This window comes from Mesorhizobium newzealandense, assembly GCF_042682145.1.
GTDB classification, from domain to species: domain Bacteria; phylum Pseudomonadota; class Alphaproteobacteria; order Rhizobiales; family Rhizobiaceae; genus Mesorhizobium; species Mesorhizobium newzealandense.
This window is the reverse complement of sequence record NZ_JBHUGZ010000007.1, coordinates 104,972-125,098: the sequence shown is the minus strand read 5'-3', so window position 1 is coordinate 125,098 and position 20,127 is coordinate 104,972. Positions and strand designations below refer to the sequence as shown.

The following is a 20,127-nucleotide window of genomic DNA, read 5'->3' as shown; positions in this document are numbered from 1 at the left end:
CCTAGTAGCTGTCGATCGTCAGTTCAAAGGGCGTTCCCTCGAAAGCGTCGGCGCCGCGCCCGATCGCCTCGATCGCCTCAATCATGCGGCCGTTGCGGTCGAGCAACACATCGGCCACCGCAATGAGTCGAGGATTGGGTGTCGCTGATGGCGACAGCGCCCGCAGCGTCCGCGCCAGTTCGGCTTCGTCGCGCTTCGGCGCCAGTGCGGCGACGATGATATAGGCCGAAGCGGTCGAGCGGCTGATGCCGGCATAGCAATGCACGACCATCGGCTTTGCCCGGTCCCACCGGCGCGCGAAATCGAGCAGGTTGCGGACATGCTCCTCGCCCGGCATGGTCATGCCGTCTTGCGCCACCGCGATGTCGTGCATGACCAGATGCAGATGGTTTTCCGGGGCGATCGAAGCCGGGCGGACCACCTCCGTGCCGGCGGCGAGCAGCGACAGCATGCGGTCGGCGCCGGTCCTCGCAACCGTTTCCTCGACCTTTGCCAGCGAGCAGACATGGATCATTGTTTCGAACCCTTCGATTGATCCTCGCGCCGCGACGCCCATTCGGCAAGAGCCGATTCGAGCCGCTGCCACTCTTCCTGACTGCCCGGCAGGCCGGCGCGCAGGACACCCGGACGGTCGACGAAATGGCGAAGCAGGATGCCGCGCTCGCCAAGCGCGGAAAACAGATCGGCGGCATCGGGCATGCGGAGGTAGCGGAACAATGTGGTGCCGCCCACGACAGGAGCGCCGAAGCGGCCGAGCAGCCCATCGAGCCGCGCCGATGCATCCGCAAGGGATGCCCGCATCGCGTCCTGCCAGCCGATATCGGCAAGCGCGCGGATGCCGTATTCCAGCGCCGGGCCGGCGACGGCCCATGGTCCGAATTGCGTGTCCACCCGGTCGACCGTCGCTGCATCGGAAAGCACAAAACCGAGCCGCAGCCCGGCCAGGCCAAAGAACTTGCCGAACGACCGCAGCACCACGATGCCACCCTGGCCGACATCGCCGGCGAGGCTGTGTTGGCGTGGGCCGACATCCATGAACGCCTCGTCTACGACCAGCAGCCCGCCCTTGGCCCGCATCCCTGCGGCCAGCGCCAGCAGCCGGTCGCGCTCGATGATGCGCCCATCCGGATTGTTCGGATTGACGACGATGGCAAGGTCTGCCTCTGCCAGGGCCACGAAATCGCCGACCTCCGCCACCTCATGTCGGGCGATCGCCGCTGCCCGCGCATGTTCGGCATAGGTCGGCCCCAGCACCAGCGCCTTGCCGGGCGCGATCAGCGATGCGACGCGCGGCAACAGGATCTGCGTGCCGGGTGCCGCCGCCACATTGGCTGGCGAAGGCGCGCCGTAGGCGCGCGCCGCGATCTCGACCAGCTCGCGGGCGCGTCCGGCTTCCGGCAACCGCGACAGGATGGTGGCGGGCAGGCCGAAAAGCGGGTAGGAGTGCGGATTGATACCGGTCGAGAGGTCGACGAAAGGCTGGGGTGCGTTGGGGAAAAGCGCCCTCGCCCGGCCTAGACTTCCACCATGGTCCACCGCCGCCCCATCAAGAAGCTTCATGTCAGTCCTGATCGCTTTCCTGTCATTGGCCGTCGAATTCGTCCTGGGCTACCCGGACTGGCTGTTTCGCGCCATCGGCCATCCGGTGACGTGGTTCGGCAGGCTGATATCCTTTCTCGACCACAGGCTCAACCGCGCCACTGATCCCGACGCGCTGCGTCGCAAGCGTGGTGTCCAGGCGTTGCTGGTCATCGTGCTGGTGCCGGCGGCGATCGGGCTCGGCGTGCAGGTCCTGCTCTGGTTCATTCCCCTGGGATTGATCATTACCGCCCTTCTGGCGACATCGCTTCTGTCGCAGAAGAGCCTTTACGAGCATGTCGAGGCCGTGGCGGACTCACTCGACACCGGTGGCCTCGCTCTGGGTCGTGTCGCCGTCTCGCGAATCGTCGGCCGCGATCCGGAAACGCTGGACACGGCCGGTGTCTGCCGCGCGGCGATCGAGAGCCTGGCCGAGAATTTTTCCGACGGCATCGTCGCTCCCGCCTTCTGGACCGGCGTTGGCGGGCTGGCAGGCGGCGCCGCCTACAAGGCCGCCAACACCGCCGATTCGATGATCGGCCACCGCACCCCGCGCCACGAGACCTTCGGCTGGGCAGCGGCGCGCTTCGACGATTGGATCAACCTGCCAGCATCGCGGCTGACGGCACTGCTGATCGTGTCGGCGGCATTCCTCGTCAAAGGCACGGATGCGAAAAATGCCTGGCACGCGGTGTGGCGCGATGCGAAAAAACACCGCTCGCCCAATGCCGGCTGGCCGGAAGCGGCGATGGCCGGCGCGCTCGGCCTGGCGCTCGCCGGACCGCGCAGCTACGGCGGCGTGCTGATCGACGACGTCTTCATGGGCGAAGACGGCCGGCGCGAAGCCGACAGCATCGACATAAGGCAGGCGTTGAAACTTTATCGCGTCGCCGACTATCTGCTGATCGCGCTGTTCGGTTTGGTCTCGGCGATCGTCATTGTGGTGTGACGCATCGAGGCGCCGTTCAGAACTCGATCCCCTGCTGCGCTTTCACGCCCGCGGAAAAATGGTGCTTGGTCACGCCCATTTCGGTGACGAGGTCGGCCGCCTCGACCAGCGCCGGCTTGGCGTTGCGGCCGGTGACCACGATATGCAGGCCCTCACGCCGCGCTGTCAGCGCCGCAACCACCTTGTCAAGGTCGAGATAATCGTAGCGCAGCGCGATGTTCAGTTCGTCGAGCACCAGCAGGCTGATCGACGGATCGGCCATCAGCTCGAGCACTTTGGCCCATGCGGCTTCGGCCGCGGCAATGTCGCGCTTCAGATCCTGCGTCTCCCAGGTGAACCCCTCGCCCATCGCGTGCCAGACGACGCGGTCGCCAAAGGCGGCGAAGGCATCTTTCTCGCCGGTGTGCCACTTGCCCTTGATAAACTGGACGACGCCGACACGCTTGCCATAGCCGAGCATCCGCAGCGCCAGGCCAAAGGCGGCAGTGGTCTTGCCCTTGCCCGGCCCGGTGTTGACGATCAGAAGCCCCTTCTCGACCGTCTTGCTCGCCACCTCGGCGTCCTGCACCGCCTTGCGCTTGGCCATCTTGGCGCGGTGGCGTTCTTCGTCCCGGTCTTCGATGGGCCGGTCTTGGATGGGCTTGTCGTCGGGATCGGTCATCTCATTTCACCTTGAGCGGCAGCCCCGCCACCATCAGCAGCACCGTATCGGCGACAGCAGCCACCTGCTGGTTGAGCCGGCCGGCGGCATCGCGGAAGCGGCGCGCCAGTGCGTTGTCCGGCACGATGCCTTGGCCGACTTCATTGGACACCACGAACCAGGGCCCGCGCGGCCGCGACAGCACGTCCACCAGCCGACGGCATTCCAGATCGAGGTCGTGTTCGGCCAGCATATGATTGGTCAACCACAGTGTCAGGCAGTCGACAAGCACCGGCTGATTGTCCGGCAAGGCCTCGAGCGCGCCGGCGAGATCGAGCGGTGCGTCGATGGTCGTCCAGCCTTCACCGCGCCGCGAGCGGTGCAACACGATGCGCTCATGCATCTCGTCGTCATAGGCTTGCGCCGTGGCGATATAGGCCCATGGCGGCGGCAAGGTCGTCGCCAGGGTTTCGGCGTGCGCGCTCTTGCCGGAGCGCGCACCACCGATGATGAAGGTCAGCTTGCTGCGATCAGGCAAAGCTGTCGCGCAGGCTGGTCGCGGTGCCGGTGAAGCGGCCGCGCACCACGCCGACGATCGCGCCGAGCACCAGCCAGAACACCAGATTGGTCACCGTCACTGCAACCACGAACTGGTGATGCAGACCCTCCGGGATCGGCGTCTCGAAACTGTCGGGCTGCGGTGCGCCGACAATATGCGGCGCAATGATCAGCAAGACGGCAAGGATCACAAGCGGCAGCGACTTGCGGAAGGCGATCAGGCCGATACCCGCCGCGGTCGCCGCCACGGTTGCCCACCACCAGATCTGGCGCTGCGTGAGATCGGCAGCAGGCATCGCAGGCAATTCCGGCGGGAGGCCGAGGCCAGGCGCCAGCGTGAACACGGCAAAGCCGGCCAGGCCCCAGAACACGCCCTGGCGCCAGTTGCCGATGCCACCGGCGAATTCGGAAACCGCGACCAGGATCAGTGCGAAACCGATGCCGGTGACGATATTGGCAACCACGCTGAAGGCGAAACGCTCGAAACCGTCGGCCGGCGCCCAGCCTTCGTCTTCCACTGCCGGAGCGGCTGCTTCCGCCGGCGCTGGGGCGGCAGAGCTCATGGCGTTCCCCGCCGGGGCGGCTGTGCTCATGGCATTGGTATCCGTTGCGGCCGGAGCGGCATGGTGATGGCCGCCGCCGGCCTGCTCGTAGACTTCCGCCTTGAGGATCAGCGGCACGGTGGCATAGGCCTGCATGCAGGCGAGAACGACGCCAGCCACGAGCCCTGCGATCGCCGCGATGAACACGACGTTGCGAAACAGGTTCATGATGTCAAATCCTCGTCAGTGGCAGGGAAACGCCATCGAATGGCGATAGTCGTGAGCCGCATTGTGGACCGCATCGATATGCGAGAAGCCGACAAAACCGACAACGAAGATGCCGAGCAGCGCCACGAGCGCAAGCTGCATGACGCGCGACTGCGAGGAGACGGAGGCGCCGAGGGAGACGGAAGCGGTAGTCATGTCTTGTCCTTTCGCCCTCCACCCGAGGGCATCGAAGTCAGTTTCCTGTCGCCGGCAGGTCTCCTGGCTCGCGGATCAGCGCCCTTCCCCACCTTCCCGAAGAAAAACCTTCAGTGGCATATGGAGAGGACTACCGCACACAGTTGCGGGGGCAGCCACGGCATTGGGCAAGACATTCGCCCGCACCGCATTCCCTCTTGGCTCCAAACGGAACCGACGACAGCGCGACTATAGGGAAAATCGCCGCGACCGGCAAACCAAATTCCGACAATGCATGTCGCCGAAAAGTGCGAAGCGGTTTTCGGAATAACAACCTGCATAAGCAGGAACGCATGTCGCCCAAAAGTGCGGAGCGGTTTGGGCGACATGCATGAAGCAAGATCGGACACCGGTACAACAATTGACAATTCTCGTGGCCGGGTGTCGGCTAGCAACGCTAGAGGAAGCCAGCCATGCAGCCCATTGCCAGCGACCGCGATCCCTATAACGGCTTGACCCGGGCCGAACCGATGCTGCCGTCCTCCGCCTATTGGGACATCAATGCCTATCAGCGCGACCTCGATGCCATCTGGTACAAAAGCTGGCTGCTCGTCTGCCGCGAGGCAGACCTTGCGCAGCCGCTTTGCTTCCGCACCTTCCGCGTCGGCACGCAGGAAATCGTCGTGCTGCGTGACGAGACCGGCGAACTGCGCGCCTTCCACAACACCTGCCGCCATCGCGGTTCGCAGCTTTGCCAGGAAAGCGAAGGCCGGCTGAAGGCGCGGCTGATCACCTGCCCCTATCATGCCTGGTCCTATTCGCTGCGCGGCGATCTCGTGCGCGTTCCGTCGAAATCGCTGCCGGACGATTTCGACAAGGCCGATCACCCGCTTTATCGCGTGGCACTCTCGGTGTGGCGCGGCTTTGTCTTCGTCAATCTTGCCGAGGATGCCGCCGGCTCCGCACAGACATCCTTCGATCCGGCGTCCAGCGATCTCGGCAACTGGCCGCTGGAGACGCTGGTGACCGGCCATGTGCTGCGCAAGGTGATGAACTGCAACTGGAAGATTTTCTGGGAAAACTTCAACGAGTGCCTGCATTGTCCGGGCGTCCACAAGGACCTGTCGCGGCTGGTGCCGATCTACGGCCGCGGCCTCATGGGGCGGCACGACGATCCCGAATGGGCTCGCCACGCCGATAATGACGCACCGGAGTTTTCCGGCGGCCTGCGCGCCGGCGCCGAGACCTGGTCGCGCGACGGCCAGACGCACGGGCCGGTCTTTGCCGGCCTGACACCTGCCGAGCGCAGCGCCGGCCAGACCTACGCCACCAACCTGCCGTCGATGTTCGTCGTCGGCCATGTCGACTATGTCAGGACCGTGCGGCTGGTGCCGCTCGGCCCCGAGCAGACCGAGCTTGTCGCCGAATGGCTGTTTGCGCCCGAAGCGCTTGTTGCAACCGATATCGACAACATCGTCGCCTTCGGCAAACAGGTGCTGGAGGAGGATGCGGGTATCTGTGAGGTCAACCAGAAAGGCCTGCGCTCGGTGCGCCACGAAGCCGGCGTGCTGATGCCCGAGGAATATGATCTGCACCGCTTCCACAACTGGGTCCGCGAACGGCACGCAACGCTTCCCTCCAAGCCTTGAAGATCACAGCGATTTCGGCAGATACCGCCAGGTCACGAAGCCGCAGATCGCCGCCAGCATGCCGAGCGTGACGAACACCGAGCCCAGCCCGAAGAACGCCAGCACCACCGAATAGACCAGTGGCGGCGTCAGCTCGGAAAAGTCGAGATAGGTGCGGTAGACGGCCGCCATCTGCGACCTTTCATAGGAACGCACCGAGCGCATGAAGGCGGTCGAGCCCAGCGCGTCAAGCGCAATGGTGAAGAAAGCGCCGCAGAGCAGGAAGGCGCCGGTAAGCAGCGGCACGGTTTCGCCGACCGCACCCGCCGCCAGCAGCATGGCCGACATGGCGAAATAAGCAAATGTCATGGTCCGGCGGCCACCAAAGCGCTTGCCCGCCTTGCCCCAGAAAATGGCCATGAACAGCAGCGCATTACCGACCGAAACCAGCAGGCCGCCGGCGAGCTTGCCTTCGCCGGTGATGACCATGAACAGCGGCCCGTAGACGAAGAACGTCGTCCAGAAACAGGAGCGGCCAAAGGCGATCAGCCACGCCAGCCGCAACCTGGGCTGGACGACGAAGCGGCCGATATTGGCGAGCGGATTGGCCGGCCGCGTCTTGCCGGGGCGGATCGACGGGTTGTCGCCCAGCCGGTAGGTCCAGAACAGAGCCAGCAAGGCCATCGCGAACACCGCCACCGCGCCATGCGCGGCATAGATGCCGAAGCGCGTGTAGAGGAAAATGCCGAGCGTCGGTCCGCCGGTCCAGGCGAACATCGACCACGCCATGCGCAGCGATTCGGCCTGCATGAAATCGGTCTTGCGGATGTGGTCCATGATGTAGAGGTTGAGCGTGATCGACAGCGCGCTGGCGCCCATCACCCGGCACAGCATGCCGGCCAGTTGCCCGGCGAGCGTATGGGTGACGAAGAACAGCGAGCCGATGGCCAGCAGGCAGGCGCCTGCCGTGTAGACCCAGCGCCGGGCAAAGCGGCGGATCAGCATCGGCATGAACAGCGTCACCGACAGGCCGAGCATCGCCACGATGGTGTAGAGGATCGAGACGATCTGCTCGTTATGCAGGATCTCGTAGGCCTGGATCGGGATGACGCTCGACACCGTGGCACGGGCAAAGGATTCGAGCGCATAGAGCGACGCGAAGGTGCGCGCATCCGCGGCCTTGAGGGCCGGTAGCCAGATCGGATGGCGCACATGGGTGGACATTGCTTCCCCAAAGCAGAAACGCTGGGCCAAATCTGCCGTGGTGATCCCAGCGCCAATAAGAGGAAACCGACGCCTATCCGGCGAAAAGCGAAGTCGGCCAAAGGCTTTCCGGCACTGGCCTAAAGCGGCGCCTGATCCGGCATCTGCCGAAGCGCCCGGCCTTCTTTTGTGCCGGGCAACCGTGATAGTCGTCGTGCGGGGCTGAATCAGAATACGAGACCATGAGTCACACACCGACCGCACCCGTTCAGGATCGACCGAAGCGCATCGTCGCCATCGACATCGTGCGCGGCATCGCGCTCATCGCCATGGCGAGCTACCATTTCACCTGGGATCTGGAATTCTTTGGCTACACCGATCCCGGCCTCACCGCCTTTGGCTGGTGGAAGATCTACGCGCGCTGCATCGCATCGACCTTCCTGTTCCTGGTCGGCGTCAGCCTGTACCTCGCCCATGGCCGAAAAATCCGCTGGAACGGCTTCTGGAAGCGTTTCGCCATGGTCGCTGGAGCGGCGATCGCGATTTCGGTCGCCACCCGCATCGCCACCCCGGACGGCTTCATCTTCTTCGGCATATTGCACGAGATCGCATTGGCCAGCTTGCTCGGCCTGCTGTTCGTGCGGCTGCCGGCGCTGCTGACGTTGCTTGTGGCAGCGCTGGTCATCGCAGCGCCCGTCTATCTGCGCGTCGAGGCATTCGACCATCCCTGGCTGTGGTGGATCGGCCTCTCGGCGATCAATCCGCGCTCCAACGATTATGTGCCGCTGTTTCCGTGGTTCGGCGCCGTACTTGTAGGCATCGCGGTGACGAAACTCGCCGCCGCTTCGGGCCTGCTTGCCCGGCTTGCCGAATTGGCACCCGGTCGCTGGGCCAACCCGCTGGTCTTCATCGGCCGCCACAGCCTGGCCTTCTACCTGATCCATCAGCCGCTGCTGATCGGGTGTGTGTGGCTGTTCGCACAAGTGATGCCGGCCAAGGTCGAAACCCCGCAGGTGAACTTCCTGAGGACCTGCCAGTTGTCTTGCGAGCAGTCGCGCGACACCGAATTCTGTTCGAGCTACTGTGTCTGCATGCTCGATACGCTCGAGGGTGAAGCCTCGCTTGATCGGCTCTACAACAACGACCAGACTGCCGAATGGAAGGCGCATATATCCGATCTCGCCGGCATGTGCACCGCCAAGACCGACGACAAGATGATGGAGGAAGGGGTCAAATGACCGAGAACCAGCCGAAGGCAGGGCTCATACCGTGGCCGCCGCTGATCTACATCGCCGCCATCGCCATCAGCATCGCACTCGGCCTGCTCTATCCCCTGCCCTGGATCGGTGACCTCTTAGGCGATATCCTATTCGCCGCCGGCTGGGTGGCCCTGTTCGGCGTCGCGGCACTCTGGTTCACCGCCATCCGCACCATGATCCGGGCCAAGACAACACTCAACCCCAACGCGGTGCCCGATCACCTGGTCACCACAGGTCCCTTCGGCATCACCCGCAATCCGATGTATCTGGCCAACACGCTGCTGTTGATCGGCGTCGCCTTTGTCTCGGGGATCGCATGGTTCCTGCCGCTGGCATTCATCGCGGCCTATGCCACGCAGAAGGTCGCGATCGAGGGCGAGGAAAAGGTGCTGGCGGCGAAATTCGGCAAGAAGTATCGGGACTACGCGAAAAGGGTCCGGCGCTGGATTTGAGCCGGCACCACCGCGGATGTCAGAGTTCGAGATGTTGCTATGCAGCCGCGATTTCTCCAGGCCTGCTTTCGAAATCGAACAGCCGCTGGGTAGCTAGCGCGGCGGCGCCCCTGGCCCAGGAATCGTCTGCCCAGTCCGGCGTGATCGGCGGTGGGGCCCACATGGCGTAGCGCCGCAGCGCGTCGCGCATGGGCTCGAAGAGATAGTCGCCGAAGGTGACGGCTTCGCCGCCGCCGACAATCACTTCCGGATCGACGATATTGCAGAAACTGCCCAGAGATCTGCCGATACCTTCGCCTGCTTCGCGCAACAAATTCACGGCCGCCTCGTCACCGGCCTGGGCCGCTTCGAGCATGTCGTAGCGGTCAACATCCCCTGCGATGCCCTTCGCTTCACGCCACCGCTTCACCAATGCCGGCTCGGAAAAAAAGGTCTGAAGGCATCCGCGTCGGCCGCACTCGCATTGCGGCCCGTTCGGATCATGGATGGAGTGACCCAGCTTGCCCGCGGCCCCGTTCGCGCCGTGATGGACCGAACCGTCGATCACCACCGCGCAACTGATACCGGCGCCGATGGCCAGCGCCCCGACAGTGCGGTGATGCCGGCCGAGGCCGAACAATTGCTGTGCGAGTGCGAAAGCGTTGGTATCGTCGTCGGCCCAGACGGGCACATTCACGAGATCGGCGAGCATGGCCGCTATCGGCACGTCGGTCCAGCCGAACCGATGACTGAGCCGGCATACCCCATTGTCGATGACCCCAGGCACGGCGATGCCGATACCGCTGAGCTGCGCGCCAGTTGGCGCTGCGCGATCGGCAAGCAGCTGGCTGACGGCGGCGGCGCAGGCTTCTACCGTGGTTTGCGGCGACTGATCAGGCAGCGTTACCCGTTTGGAGACAAGGGGCGTCGTGGCCAGGTCAGTCAGCACACAATCGATCGCACCGACCATCAGCTTGAACCCGACAACCAGGCGGCCCGCATAATTGATGTTGATCGGGATGGGCCGTCGCCCCGGCGCTCCGATGCTGGCTTCTCCCTCAACCAGGATGTTCTCGTTCAACAGATCGGCGACGACGAACGTCACCGCTGCCGGGCTCAGTCCGGTGACCGCGGCGATCTCGGCGCGGCTGATCGCCCCTTCCCTTCGCAACAGATTGAGGATCAGTCGACGATTGATCGAACGCGACGTCTGCTGGTCGCCCTTGAGTTTCATTCTTGCCTCATTATTAATTTTGTAAATTAAATATTGACCGACTTCACCTGCATACGCTACGACTTGCCCCGGTTCAATTGGAATCCGGCTGTTCTCAGGGAGGAGATAAAAGCCATGACCATCACCGTCACAAGTCTGTCCACGACAAGGCGTCGCTTCCTGAAGGGCACGGGCGCAGCTCTCGCTGCATCCGCCACCGGAAGCCTTTGCTTGCCTGCCCTGGCGCAGTCGCAGGAAATCAACATCATTTCCAATCTCAGCAATGCCGAGCAACGCGACATCCTGCATAGGCTCGCAGCCGAATACGAGACAAAATCCGGCGCCAAGATCACCATCAACAACATGGATCACGAGGCGCACAAGACCGCGATCCGCAGTTACCTCGTCGTCGGCGCTCCCGACATCTGTTTCTGGTTTTCCGGCAATCGGATGAAGGCCTTCGTGAACAAGGGTCTGTTCGACGACATCTCCGATCTGTTCGCCCGGGAGAACTACAAGAGCGTGCTCGGCGCCACGACAAATGCAGTCACCGTCGGCGACAAGCAGTATGGCCTGCCCATGGGTGGCCTTCTCTGGGGCCTGTTCTATCGCAAGGACGTCTTTGCCGAACACAATTGGACGCCGCCGAAGACCTGGGCCGATTTTCTCGCCTTCGGAGAGGCCGCGAAATCCGCAAGCATGATCCCGATGAGCATGGGCACCAAGGAACTGTGGCCGGCAGGTGGCTGGTTCGATCATATGAACCTGCGCATCAACGGCCTCGACAAGCACATCGCGCTGATGGACGGCAAGGTCCAGTACACCGATCCGATGCTGACCCCGGTCTTCGACAAATGGAACGATCTGATCAAGGCCGGTTTCTTCTCGCCCAACCACAGTTCCTTCGGTTGGGAGCAGGCCGGTGCCGCCCTGGCGCAGAAGAAAGCCGCGATGATGGACCTCGGCGGATTCGTCAGGTCCGCCTTCCCGGAGGCGGACATCCCGCAGCTCGCCTACGCGCCATTCCCGGAGGTTGCGCCTGGTGTCGCCAGATATGAGGATTTTTCGGTCAACTCCGTTCATGTCCCAGCCAATGCCAAGAACAAGCAAGGCGCCCGCGACTTCCTCGCCTATTTCTACAAGCCGGAAAACCTTGGAGCCTTTCTCGCCGCCGAGGGCGCTATCCCGCCGCGCAACGACTGTCCTCCCAGCAAGGATCCGTTGGTCAACGCGGCCGTCGAGGAACTGAAGAAGGTGGTTGGCACGTCGCAATACTACGATCGCGACACCGATCCGGACATGGCCCAGGAGGGCATGACGGGGCTCCAAGAATTCATGGTCAAGCCCGAACGGCGCGATCAGATCCTCGAGCGGCTGGAAAAGACCCGCAAGAGAATTTTCGGCTAATCCTCCCGGACCTGGCGGGAGGCGGCCTGGGGCCGCTCCCGCCCCTTTTTGGGTGAATCCAATGCCCCGTTTCTGGCGCAGAAATCGTCACTGGTTGACACCGGCGCTGTTCCTTCTGCCGGGCCTCATCCTGTTCAGCCTGGTGATTTTAGCCGCCTCCGTCGAGACGGTCTGGATCTCACTGCACGACTGGGACGGCATCGGCGCGAAGACCTGGGTCGGCCTCGCCAACTATGTCGAGCTGGCCGACGACCCGCAATTCTACGTCTCGCTCAAGAACAATGTCATCTGGCTGCTGATCTTCATGCTGGCGCCACCGATCGGCCTTGCGCTGGCGCTGATCGTCAACCAGCAGATCAGCGGCATGCGCATTCTGAAGTCGCTGTTCTTTGTCCCGCTGGTGCTGGCAACGGTGACCGTGGGCGTCGTGTTCGGCTGGGTCTATGATCCGACCTATGGATTGCTACAGTTGATCTTTGGCCTGTTCGGCGCCACAGCGCCGGCGCTGCTTTCCGATGAGAATTTCGCCACCTTCGCGGTCGCCGCCGCTGGCCTTTGGCCGCAGATCGCCTTCTGCATGGTGCTGTTCCTGGCCGGACTAAACAACCTCAACGAGGACCTGATCGGCGCCGGACGCGTCGACGGCGCGCGCGGCTGGCGCATGCTCCGCCATGTGGTCCTGCCGCAGCTGTCGCAGGTCGGGTTCATCGCCATCGCGGTGACGGTGATCGGCGCGCTGCGCTCTTTCGACATGGTCGCGGTCATGACCACCGGCGGCCCTTACGGCTCGTCGACGGTCCTCGCCTACCAGATGTACGAGGAATCGATCTTTTCCTATCGCTTCGGCTATGGCGCGGCGATCGCCACGGTTCTCTTCGTGATCATGATCAGCTTCATCGCCTGGTACCTGCACGGTCTCATCAAGGCCGAACGGAGCAACGCCTGATGTACCCGCGCCCGATCCCCGAAGACGCGAAAATCCAGCGCGCGCTCTATGTCGGCGGCGTGACCCTGGTGGTCGCGCTTTGGCTGCTGCCGCTGCTTGCCGTGATGCTGACGTCGATCCGCTCTAACGAGGAACTGATGGCGGGCAACTACTGGGGCTGGCCGCAGAAATTCAGCTTGGTCGAGAACTACACAGCGGTCTTCGAGCAGACCGCGATGCTGCGCTTCTTCCTCAACAGCCTGCTGATCACCATCCCCTCGGTGATCGGCGTCCTGATCCTGTCGACATTGACCGGCTTCGTGCTGTCGCGCTATCCGTTCCGCGGCTCAAATCTCATTTTCGCGCTGTTCGTCGGCGGCAATTTCCTGCCGGCCCAGGTCATGATGATCCCGGTGCGCGACCTCATGGTGAGGCTAGGCCTCTATGACACTGTCTACGCGCTGATCGTATTCCACATCGCCTTCCAGACCGGCTTTGCGACGCTCTTCATGCGCAACTTCATCGCGGCGTTGCCGGGCGAATTGTTCCAGGCGGCGCGTGCCGAAGGCGCATCGCCAGGCCAGATCCTGCGCCATGTGGTGGTTCCCCTGGTGCGGCCCGCGCTGGCGGCGCTCGCCATCCTCACCTTCACCTTCATCTGGAACGACTATTTCTGGGCGATCGTCCTGACCCAGAGCGATGCGGTCAAACCCGTCACGGCCGGGTTGAACAATCTGCGCGGCGAATGGACGTCAGCCTGGAACATCGTGTCGGCGGCAACGATCTTCGTCGCCCTGCCCCCGGTCGTCATGTTCTTCCTGATGCAGAAGCACTTCATCAGCGGCCTCACCATGGGGGCGGTCAAGGGATGATTTCGGTTCGAGGAATTCATGCTGGACCACACAGACGCAACCGGCAAACACGGAAAGGCGCTTGGCAATGAGCAGCGTGGAATTGCGCAAGGTCGACAAGCACTATGCCGGCTATCATGCCCTGAGGGCGATCGACCTGACGATCGAGAAGGGCGAGTTCGTCGTCATGGTCGGGCCGTCCGGCTGCGGGAAGTCGACCTTGCTGAAGACGATCGCCGGACTTGAGACCATCAACTCCGGCCAGGTCGTGATCAACGGGCGCGACGTCACCAAGGAAGAGCCCGGCGATCGCGGCATCGCCATGGTATTCCAGTCCTACGCGCTTTATCCGCACATGACCGTGGCCGAAAACATGGGGTTCGGCTTGCGCATGGCCAAACGGCCAAAGGCCGAGATCGATGCCGCCGTCAAACGCGCCGCACAGATCCTTCGCCTCGAGGAGCAGCTGGACAAGCGCCCGAAGCAATTGTCGGGCGGCCAGCGCCAGCGCGTCGCCATCGGCCGCGCCATCACGCGCTCGCCGGAGGTGTTCCTGTTCGACGAACCGCTGTCGAACCTCGATGCGGCGCTGCGCACCCAGATGCGGGTGGAGCTTTCCAGCCTTCACGCACAGCTCGGATCAACCATGATCTATGTCACTCACGACCAGGTCGAGGCCATGACCATGGCCGATCGCATCGTGGTGCTGAACAAGGGCCAGATTGAACAGGTCGGCTCACCTCTCGAACTCTATGCCAATCCGGCGAATATCTTTGTCGCGGGCTTTCTTGGTGCCCCGCGCATGAACTTCGTCGAGATGAAGGTGGAAACCGCAGAGGCGACTGGCGTCAAGCTGGCAACCGCCGGCATGCCCACGCTTGCCATGAACGGCATCGACGGGACCAAGCTCTCCATCGGAGACACGGTGACTGTCGGCATCCGGCCGGAACACCTTCACGTTGTCGAATCAGCCGGCGCTGGCCTGACGTGCTTCCCGGGCCAGGTGCGACTTGTCGAACATCTGGGTCGGGAAACCGTTCTCTACCTCGACGCCTCCCCTCTCCAGACGACCAACTCCGACAGCGGCACCGGCAATTTCACGATTCAACTCAACAAGATCTCTCCGGCCAGCGTCGGCAGTCGGTTGAGCATCGGCTTCGAGATCGGCAACGCGTACGTCTTCGGGCCGGATGGCCGGACGCTCACGCCAAAGAAACCCGTCGTTTTGACCTGACCTTCAATCCGCCTGCCCCTTCAATCCGAAAGTATCATTCGCATGCAACGCAAGCCGCCCGCCCCGCTTTCCGTTTGGCGACCACTCAATCTCGACCGCTTCCTGATGGGAGCACCGCATTATCCCGAGCATGTCGATGAAAGCAGTTGGCGGCGCGATGCCGAACGCATGGCTGCGGCTGGCGTCAACACGGTCCGGATGGGTGAGTTCGCCTGGCATATTTTCGAACCCTATGAGGGAAAATTCGATTTCGGGCTTTTCGACCGGGCAATCGACGTCCTCGGCGCTGCGGGGATCGACACGATCATGTGCACGCCGACGGCGACGCCGCCGCGCTGGCTGACCGTCAACTACCCCGAGGTGCTGCGCGTCGACGTCAACGGCCACCCCACAAGCCATGGATCGCGTCAGCACGCCGACACCACCAGCCCGGTGTTCCGCGGCCACAGCCGCCGCATCACACGCGCCATGGCCGAGCACTACAAGAACAATCCGCGCGTCATCGGCTGGCAGACGGACAACGAACTCAACACGACGGTTTCGGAGTCCTTCGCGCCAGCGACGCGGCTCGAATTCCAGAAATTCCTGCAGCACAAATACGGTGCGATCGACGCGCTGAACTTCGCCTGGGGCGGCCATTTCTGGGCGACGGCCTATGACGATTTCTCCCAGATCGAACTGCCACGGCCGCTGATGCCATCCTATCCGAGCCCCGGCCATGTGCAGGACTACCATCGCTTCCTGGCAGCCGCGACGGCGGCTTTCCAGCACGACCAGGTCGAGATCCTGCGCGCCACCAATCCGGACTGGTTCATCTTCCACAATCTTGGCCAGCTCGTCGACATCGACTTCCGCGGCCAATTCGGACAGGACCTCGATTTCATCGCCTTCGACATCTACCCGATGCTGTACGACGAAATGCGGCGCACGGGCGGGCATGCGGCCACGCAGGCGCTGCATCTCGACATCTGCCGCTCGTATTCCGGCAACTACATTGTGCCGGAGCAGGCCTCGGGCTTCGGCAGCCAGCCGGGCTTCTCGACCATGACCCCGGAGCCCGGCGAGATGCGCCGCATGGCGATGACGTCGGTGGCACGCGGCGCCGACGGCCTCATGTTCTTCCGCTGGCGCCCCGCCCATTTCGGTGCCGAAATCTACTGGATGGGCGTCATCGATCACGACGACGTGCCCCGGCGCCGCTATGACGAGGCGAGCCGGTTCTTCCACGAGATCGCCGCCATCAAGGATCAGATCCTTGGCACTGTCGTGCGCATGGATATCGGCATCGCCGGCGCAGATTTCGATAACCAGGAAGCGCACAAGACCTATCCGATGGGATTGCCGAGTCCGCTCGACGACGCCATGCTGCTGCACCGGCACTGCTACCAGAACGGCCTAGCCTGCGGCTTCATCCACCCCGAAGACGATCTGTCACGGCTCAAGGCGCTCTATGTTCCGCATTGGGTGATGTGGAAGCAGGAATGGAATGCCGCGGTCGAGACTTTCGTTCGCAACGGCGGCACTCTGATCCTGTCGGCGCTGACCGGTACCCGGGACGAGAACAACCACATCGTGCGAGACCAGGCACCAGGGCGCGAGCTTTCGGCGCTGAGCGGCGTCAAGGTCACCGAGTTTGGCCGCCTCGTTCCGGAGGGCGGCACCGGATTGTTTCCCTTGTTCCGCCAGGCCGCGATGGGCGCCTATGTACCGCCATCGCCGCTCCCCGCCTCATCGGTGGAGCGCAAATATCACTTCACGTTCGGCAACAGGCAGTTTCAGGCCGAGCACCTCTACGAACTGCTCGAGGTCGAGCCGGACACCGAGGTGCTTGGTACGTGGTCGAACCGCTTTTGCGCCGGACAGCCGGCGATCACCTCCCGGCAAGTCGGCAAAGGCCGTGTCGTCTATGTCGGCACCTATCTGACGCAGGAGCTTGTCGAGGCAATCGCCGATGTCGTGCTGACCAAGGCCGGCGTGGTGCCTTTGCTGCCCGAACTGCCGGTCGGGGTGGAGGTGTCGATGCGAGAAGCCGACGGCCGCCGGCTGGTGTTCATTCAGAACACCAGGGACAATCCCATCACCGTGCCAAACGTGCCGCCGGGCGGCGACCTCCTGACGGGCCGGCCGGTTGTCGGCGGCATTGAACTCGAGGCCTATGGCTGCTCGATTGTTTCGCTCGACTTGTGAGACAACGCGGATTTGCCGGGAGCGGCGACGATCATTGGCCGTTCACGTATTGACGCCGAGCTCGACCAACCGCTCGACACAAGATTCCTCGGCCTGGTCGAGTTCGGCTAGCGTCTCTTCGAGGTCGCGGCGCTTCTGCCTGAGATCCTCGCGCTTTTCCTCGATGCGCTTGATCATCAGCTTGAGTTGACCGACCTCGCCGGGCGGCTCCTTGTACATCTGGATGATTTCGCGGATCTCGTTGATCGAGAAGCCGAGCCTTTTTCCCCGCATGATCTGGCGAATGAGGTGGCGGTCGGACGGGCGAAACAGCCGCGTCCGGCCACGCCGCACCGGCTGCACCAGTCCCTCGTCCTCATAGAAGCGCAGCGTCCGCGTCGACACGTCGAATTCGCGGGTTAGCTCGGTGATCGAATAATATTCCCGCATTGTCACTCCCACTCGCCGGAATCCCGGGTGATCGCCATGCGGCGTCGCCTTCTGTCCCGAACCAAACCCGTGCCATGCCGGAATCGACACGGCGCCCCGCGCAAGCCTCGCACGGCATTTACGTAAAAGTCAATTGAGGGCGCGAGCGCCTTCACGGCACCCCGAACCACCACGTGGCAATGCCGAGAAAGGCAAAGAAGCCGACGACATCGGTGACCGTGGTGACGAAGACCGCCGAAGCGACCGCCGGATCGATCTTGAAACGGTCGAGCAGCAGCGGGATCAGGATACCGGCCAAGGCGGCCGCGAACATGTTGATGATCATCGCCGCCGCGATGATGCCGCCCAGATTGTTGTCGTGGAACCAGATCGCGGCGACGATGCCGATCAGGATGGCGAAGACGATGCCGTTGATAAAGCCGACGCCCATCTCGCGGCGAATGATGCGGCCGGCATTGTAGATGTCGATATCCTTGGTCGCCAGCGCCCGCACGGTGACGGTCATGGTCTGCGAGCCGGCATTGCCGCCCATGCCGGCCACGATCGGCATCAGCACCGCCAGTGCCACGATATGCTCGATCGTGCGGTCGAACAGGCTGATCACCGACGCCGCCAGGAATGCGGTCAGGAGATTGATCAACAGCCAGGGAACGCGTGAGCGCGAGGTGGAAAAGACACTGTCGGACAGCTCTTCGTCGCCGACACCGCCCATGCGCATCAGATCTTCCTCGGCCTCCTGTTGGATGACGTCGACGACATCGTCGATGGTCAGCACGCCGACCAGCCGCTCGTTCTCGTCGACGACGGCGGCCGACAAAAGGTCGTACTGCTCGAATTCCCGCGCCGCCTCTTCCTGGTCCATGGTGGCGGGAATGGCGTGCCGCGTCTCGTGCATGACCTCCCCGACCTTGACCGCGCGCCTGGTGCGCAGGATCTGGTCGAGGTCGATGGCGCCGAGCAGCTTGAAGGTCGGATCGATGACGAAGATCTGGCTGAAGCGCTCAGGCAGGTTCTTGTCCTCGCGCATGTAGTCGATGGTCTGGCCGATCGTCCAGAACGGCGGCACCGCGACGAACTCGGTCTGCATGCGACGGCCGGCCGTCTCTTCCGGATAGTCGAGCGAGCGGCGCAGCCTGATCCGTTCGGTGAACGGCAGTTGCGACAGGATCTCGTCCTGGTCTTCCTTTTCAAGGTCTTCGAGAATGTAGACCGCGTCGTCGGAATCGAGCTCCTGCACCGCTTGGGCGATCTGCGCATTGGGCAGATTGTCGACGATCTCCATACGGATCGCCTCGTCGACCTCGGTCAGCGAAGAAAAGTCGAAGTCGGCGCCCAGCAACTCAACCAGCACGCGGCGCTGTTCGGGGTGCAGCGCCTCAAGCAGGTCGCCGAGCTCCGACTGATGCAGATGGTCGACTTCATGCTTGAGCGTGAGCGTGTCGCGGTCGGCGATCGCCGCACCGATCTGGGCAAGGAAGGACGAAAGGACAGCGCCGTCCTCGCCATAGATATCGGCGTGGGCGTCGTCAGCGGCCCTGGCGCCGGTCGTCCGTTCGTCCTGGCCTTCCACCGGCGCCTCCCGCCATCGCAATCCCGGAAAAGGTGCATCTTCAGGTCTAGAGCATCGGCCGCCAAAGTGGAAACCGGTTTTGGGGAAAATCCGACGCTCATTCCAGAGATAGCGCGCCAGCATGAATCGATTTGGTAATTTGTCGCTCTAACGCACGGAATATCAAACGAAATGCGCGCGCTCTTGCCTGGTTCCCTTCACCGGGAGACAGCATTGCCGATGCCCAGCCTGACAACGCCTGTCGTGTCAAAACCAGCGGGATACCGGTTCAGGTGGCGCGACAGCGCATGTCGCTGGGGAAAGAGCACCCTTGTCCGGTTGCGGCGATTGTCATGGCACAGGGTCCGGATATCAGCCGGATCCGCCCATATCCGCAACCGGTCCAGAACGGAAGCCCTTGAGCGCAAGGTCAGCGACAACGAACGAGGCCACATCAGGACAGCAACGCGTTCGCGTCGTTGTCGCCGAGCGCAATCCGCTTGTCATATCGGCGCTACGCGAAATGCTGGAATGCGACGGACGTTTCGAATTGCTGAGCGCCGTGCAGAGCGGCAGGCAACTCCTGGATCTGGCGGTGAAGACCAGGTTCGATGTCGCCGTCATCGGCTGGAGGCTCGCCGACATGGACGGCGCGGATGTTCTGGCCGAGGTCCAGAGCCGCAAGCTCGATATGCGCATCACGGTGTTTTCCAACGACCATGACATCGGCATCCTGAAGCAGTGCGTGCGACTCGGGGCTCAAGGCTACTGCTTCCAGTTCGACGATCCGCATATCATCTTCGAGACGATCCTGGCGGTCGCACACGGCCGCATCTGCATCCCCTATATCGACATCAACAAGGTCAACGACACGCCCCTGGCACAGCTCACGGTGCGCGAGCGCGAACTGCTGGCGGTGCTTTCCGACGGCTGGACCAACCTTCAGATCGCGACGCGCACGGGAATTTCCGAGAATACGGTGAAATACCACCTCAAGAATCTCTACGACAAGCTTGACGTCCGAAACCGGGCGATGGCCGTCGCCCTCTATTCGAGCGAGAAGCGCCGCACTCCCAGGCTGCCTCTCGGGTAGGCCGACCGGGTAGGCCAAGTGGGTAGGCGCGTCCCACCCGCGCGCGGCG

The 20,127-nt window shown here is 63.1% G+C and carries 20 protein-coding genes and 1 riboswitch; of the genes, 10 read left to right on the top strand and 10 right to left on the bottom strand.

Annotation, left to right across the window (positions count from 1 at the left end; all coding sequences use genetic code 11):
• Position 1 precedes the first annotated feature (1 nt).
• Together ACFSOZ_RS09380 and cobD are read right to left on the bottom strand one after the other, a co-directional pair.
• Positions 2-514 carry a tyrosine phosphatase family protein gene (locus ACFSOZ_RS09380; protein ID WP_379096406.1) on the bottom strand — a complete coding sequence of 171 codons (513 nt, stop codon included), beginning with the start codon at positions 512-514 and terminating at the stop codon, positions 2-4.
• On the bottom strand, positions 511-1,560 hold the full coding sequence (gene cobD, locus ACFSOZ_RS09375) for a threonine-phosphate decarboxylase CobD (protein ID WP_379096403.1): 1,050 nt from the start codon (positions 1,558-1,560) through the stop codon (positions 511-513). The genes ACFSOZ_RS09380 and cobD overlap by 4 nt, the downstream gene beginning before the upstream one ends.
• Between cobD and cbiB the strand changes: the two genes are divergently transcribed.
• Positions 1,559-2,527, top strand: coding sequence for an adenosylcobinamide-phosphate synthase CbiB (cbiB, locus tag ACFSOZ_RS09370; RefSeq protein ID WP_379096400.1), 969 nt, complete (start codon positions 1,559-1,561; stop codon positions 2,525-2,527). The two genes, cobD and cbiB, sit on opposite strands and share 2 nt — an antisense overlap.
• A 16-nt stretch (positions 2,528-2,543) precedes the next feature.
• Here the strand turns inward: cbiB and cobO are convergent, their stop codons facing one another.
• From cobO to ACFSOZ_RS09350, 4 genes are read right to left on the bottom strand one after another with little or no spacing between them, the layout of a single operon-like run.
• Positions 2,544-3,188: a cob(I)yrinic acid a,c-diamide adenosyltransferase gene (gene cobO, locus ACFSOZ_RS09365; protein ID WP_379096397.1), complete on the bottom strand. Its 645-nt coding sequence runs from the start codon at positions 3,186-3,188 to the stop codon at positions 2,544-2,546.
• Position 3,189: 1 nt separating this feature from the next.
• The gene (gene cobU / locus ACFSOZ_RS09360; protein ID WP_379096394.1) at positions 3,190-3,705 is read right to left on the bottom strand and encodes a bifunctional adenosylcobinamide kinase/adenosylcobinamide-phosphate guanylyltransferase; all 516 of its coding nucleotides are present in this window, start codon (positions 3,703-3,705) and stop codon (positions 3,190-3,192) included.
• Positions 3,698-4,495: a CbtA family protein gene (locus tag ACFSOZ_RS09355; RefSeq protein ID WP_379096392.1), complete on the bottom strand. Its 798-nt coding sequence runs from the start codon at positions 4,493-4,495 to the stop codon at positions 3,698-3,700. Before ACFSOZ_RS09355 ends, cobU begins: the two co-directional genes overlap by 8 nt.
• A 15-nt stretch (positions 4,496-4,510) precedes the next feature.
• Positions 4,511-4,690: a CbtB domain-containing protein gene (locus ACFSOZ_RS09350; protein ID WP_379096389.1), complete on the bottom strand. Its 180-nt coding sequence runs from the start codon at positions 4,688-4,690 to the stop codon at positions 4,511-4,513.
• Between the two features lie 36 nt (positions 4,691-4,726).
• Positions 4,727-4,923: riboswitch (cobalamin riboswitch) on the bottom strand.
• A 219-nt stretch (positions 4,924-5,142) separates the two neighbouring features.
• Between ACFSOZ_RS09350 and ACFSOZ_RS09345 the strand changes: the two genes are divergently transcribed.
• On the top strand, positions 5,143-6,318 hold the full coding sequence (locus ACFSOZ_RS09345) for an aromatic ring-hydroxylating oxygenase subunit alpha (protein ID WP_379096387.1): 1,176 nt from the start codon (positions 5,143-5,145) through the stop codon (positions 6,316-6,318).
• Between the two features lie 3 nt (positions 6,319-6,321).
• Here ACFSOZ_RS09345 and ACFSOZ_RS09340 read toward each other — a convergent pair whose 3' ends face one another.
• Positions 6,322-7,521, bottom strand: a complete 1,200-nt coding sequence (locus ACFSOZ_RS09340; RefSeq protein WP_379096384.1) for an MFS transporter — start codon at positions 7,519-7,521, stop codon at positions 6,322-6,324.
• A 221-nt stretch (positions 7,522-7,742) separates the two neighbouring features.
• Between ACFSOZ_RS09340 and ACFSOZ_RS09335 the strand changes: the two genes are divergently transcribed.
• Entirely contained in the window at positions 7,743-8,738 is a 996-nt protein-coding gene (locus ACFSOZ_RS09335) for a heparan-alpha-glucosaminide N-acetyltransferase (RefSeq protein ID WP_379096382.1), read from the top strand.
• Positions 8,735-9,211 (top strand): methyltransferase family protein, encoded by a 477-nt coding sequence (locus tag ACFSOZ_RS09330; protein WP_379096379.1) that lies wholly within the window; start codon positions 8,735-8,737, stop codon positions 9,209-9,211. Before ACFSOZ_RS09335 ends, ACFSOZ_RS09330 begins: the two co-directional genes overlap by 4 nt.
• A 37-nt stretch (positions 9,212-9,248) precedes the next feature.
• Here the strand turns inward: ACFSOZ_RS09330 and ACFSOZ_RS09325 are convergent, their stop codons facing one another.
• The gene (locus ACFSOZ_RS09325; protein ID WP_379096376.1) at positions 9,249-10,424 is read right to left on the bottom strand and encodes an ROK family protein; all 1,176 of its coding nucleotides are present in this window, start codon (positions 10,422-10,424) and stop codon (positions 9,249-9,251) included.
• A 114-nt stretch (positions 10,425-10,538) separates the two neighbouring features.
• On the opposite strand from ACFSOZ_RS09325, the gene ACFSOZ_RS09320 reads away from it, so the two are divergent.
• From ACFSOZ_RS09320 to ACFSOZ_RS09300, 5 genes are all read left to right on the top strand, one after another.
• A complete protein-coding gene (locus tag ACFSOZ_RS09320; protein ID WP_379096373.1) occupies positions 10,539-11,810 on the top strand; it encodes an ABC transporter substrate-binding protein in 1,272 nt (423 codons plus the stop codon).
• Between the two features lie 61 nt (positions 11,811-11,871).
• Positions 11,872-12,756 (top strand): carbohydrate ABC transporter permease, encoded by an 885-nt coding sequence (locus ACFSOZ_RS09315; protein ID WP_379096370.1) that lies wholly within the window; start codon positions 11,872-11,874, stop codon positions 12,754-12,756.
• Positions 12,756-13,607, top strand: a complete 852-nt coding sequence (locus ACFSOZ_RS09310; protein WP_379096367.1) for a carbohydrate ABC transporter permease — start codon at positions 12,756-12,758, stop codon at positions 13,605-13,607. Before ACFSOZ_RS09315 ends, ACFSOZ_RS09310 begins: the two co-directional genes overlap by 1 nt.
• A gap of 67 nt (positions 13,608-13,674) precedes the next feature.
• Positions 13,675-14,820, top strand: a complete 1,146-nt coding sequence (locus ACFSOZ_RS09305; RefSeq protein WP_379096364.1) for an ABC transporter ATP-binding protein — start codon at positions 13,675-13,677, stop codon at positions 14,818-14,820.
• A gap of 42 nt (positions 14,821-14,862) precedes the next feature.
• The gene (locus ACFSOZ_RS09300) at positions 14,863-17,007 is read left to right on the top strand and encodes a beta-galactosidase (protein WP_379096361.1); all 2,145 of its coding nucleotides are present in this window, start codon (positions 14,863-14,865) and stop codon (positions 17,005-17,007) included.
• A gap of 42 nt (positions 17,008-17,049) precedes the next feature.
• Here the strand turns inward: ACFSOZ_RS09300 and ACFSOZ_RS09295 are convergent, their stop codons facing one another.
• Entirely contained in the window at positions 17,050-17,436 is a 387-nt protein-coding gene (locus ACFSOZ_RS09295) for a MerR family transcriptional regulator (RefSeq protein ID WP_006203215.1), read from the bottom strand.
• Between the two features lie 151 nt (positions 17,437-17,587).
• The gene (gene mgtE, locus ACFSOZ_RS09290; RefSeq protein ID WP_379096359.1) at positions 17,588-19,006 is read right to left on the bottom strand and encodes a magnesium transporter; all 1,419 of its coding nucleotides are present in this window, start codon (positions 19,004-19,006) and stop codon (positions 17,588-17,590) included.
• 397 nt (positions 19,007-19,403) lie between these two features.
• On the opposite strand from mgtE, the gene ACFSOZ_RS09285 reads away from it, so the two are divergent.
• Positions 19,404-20,078 carry a LuxR C-terminal-related transcriptional regulator gene (locus tag ACFSOZ_RS09285; protein ID WP_379096356.1) on the top strand — a complete coding sequence of 225 codons (675 nt, stop codon included), beginning with the start codon at positions 19,404-19,406 and terminating at the stop codon, positions 20,076-20,078.
• The last annotated feature ends 49 nt before the right edge of the window (positions 20,079-20,127 follow it).

Coding starts and splice junctions, on each gene's coding strand:
- ACFSOZ_RS09380 (WP_379096406.1), bottom strand. CDS start 514: ATGATCCATGTCTGCTCGCTGGCAAAGGTCGAGGAAACGGTTGCGAGG.
- cbiB (WP_379096400.1), top strand. CDS start 1,559: ATGTCAGTCCTGATCGCTTTCCTGTCATTGGCCGTCGAATTCGTCCTG.
- cobD (WP_379096403.1), bottom strand. CDS start 1,560: ATGAAGCTTCTTGATGGGGCGGCGGTGGACCATGGTGGAAGTCTAGGC.
- cobO (WP_379096397.1), bottom strand. CDS start 3,188: ATGACCGATCCCGACGACAAGCCCATCCAAGACCGGCCCATCGAAGAC.
- ACFSOZ_RS09355 (WP_379096392.1), bottom strand. CDS start 4,495: ATGAACCTGTTTCGCAACGTCGTGTTCATCGCGGCGATCGCAGGGCTC.
- ACFSOZ_RS09350 (WP_379096389.1), bottom strand. CDS start 4,690: ATGACTACCGCTTCCGTCTCCCTCGGCGCCTCCGTCTCCTCGCAGTCG.
- ACFSOZ_RS09345 (WP_379096387.1), top strand. CDS start 5,143: ATGCAGCCCATTGCCAGCGACCGCGATCCCTATAACGGCTTGACCCGG.
- ACFSOZ_RS09340 (WP_379096384.1), bottom strand. CDS start 7,521: ATGTCCACCCATGTGCGCCATCCGATCTGGCTACCGGCCCTCAAGGCC.
- ACFSOZ_RS09335 (WP_379096382.1), top strand. CDS start 7,743: ATGAGTCACACACCGACCGCACCCGTTCAGGATCGACCGAAGCGCATC.
- ACFSOZ_RS09330 (WP_379096379.1), top strand. CDS start 8,735: ATGACCGAGAACCAGCCGAAGGCAGGGCTCATACCGTGGCCGCCGCTG.
- ACFSOZ_RS09325 (WP_379096376.1), bottom strand. CDS start 10,424: ATGAAACTCAAGGGCGACCAGCAGACGTCGCGTTCGATCAATCGTCGA.
- ACFSOZ_RS09320 (WP_379096373.1), top strand. CDS start 10,539: ATGACCATCACCGTCACAAGTCTGTCCACGACAAGGCGTCGCTTCCTG.
- ACFSOZ_RS09315 (WP_379096370.1), top strand. CDS start 11,872: ATGCCCCGTTTCTGGCGCAGAAATCGTCACTGGTTGACACCGGCGCTG.
- ACFSOZ_RS09310 (WP_379096367.1), top strand. CDS start 12,756: ATGTACCCGCGCCCGATCCCCGAAGACGCGAAAATCCAGCGCGCGCTC.
- ACFSOZ_RS09305 (WP_379096364.1), top strand. CDS start 13,675: ATGAGCAGCGTGGAATTGCGCAAGGTCGACAAGCACTATGCCGGCTAT.
- ACFSOZ_RS09300 (WP_379096361.1), top strand. CDS start 14,863: ATGCAACGCAAGCCGCCCGCCCCGCTTTCCGTTTGGCGACCACTCAAT.
- ACFSOZ_RS09295 (WP_006203215.1), bottom strand. CDS start 17,436: ATGCGGGAATATTATTCGATCACCGAGCTAACCCGCGAATTCGACGTG.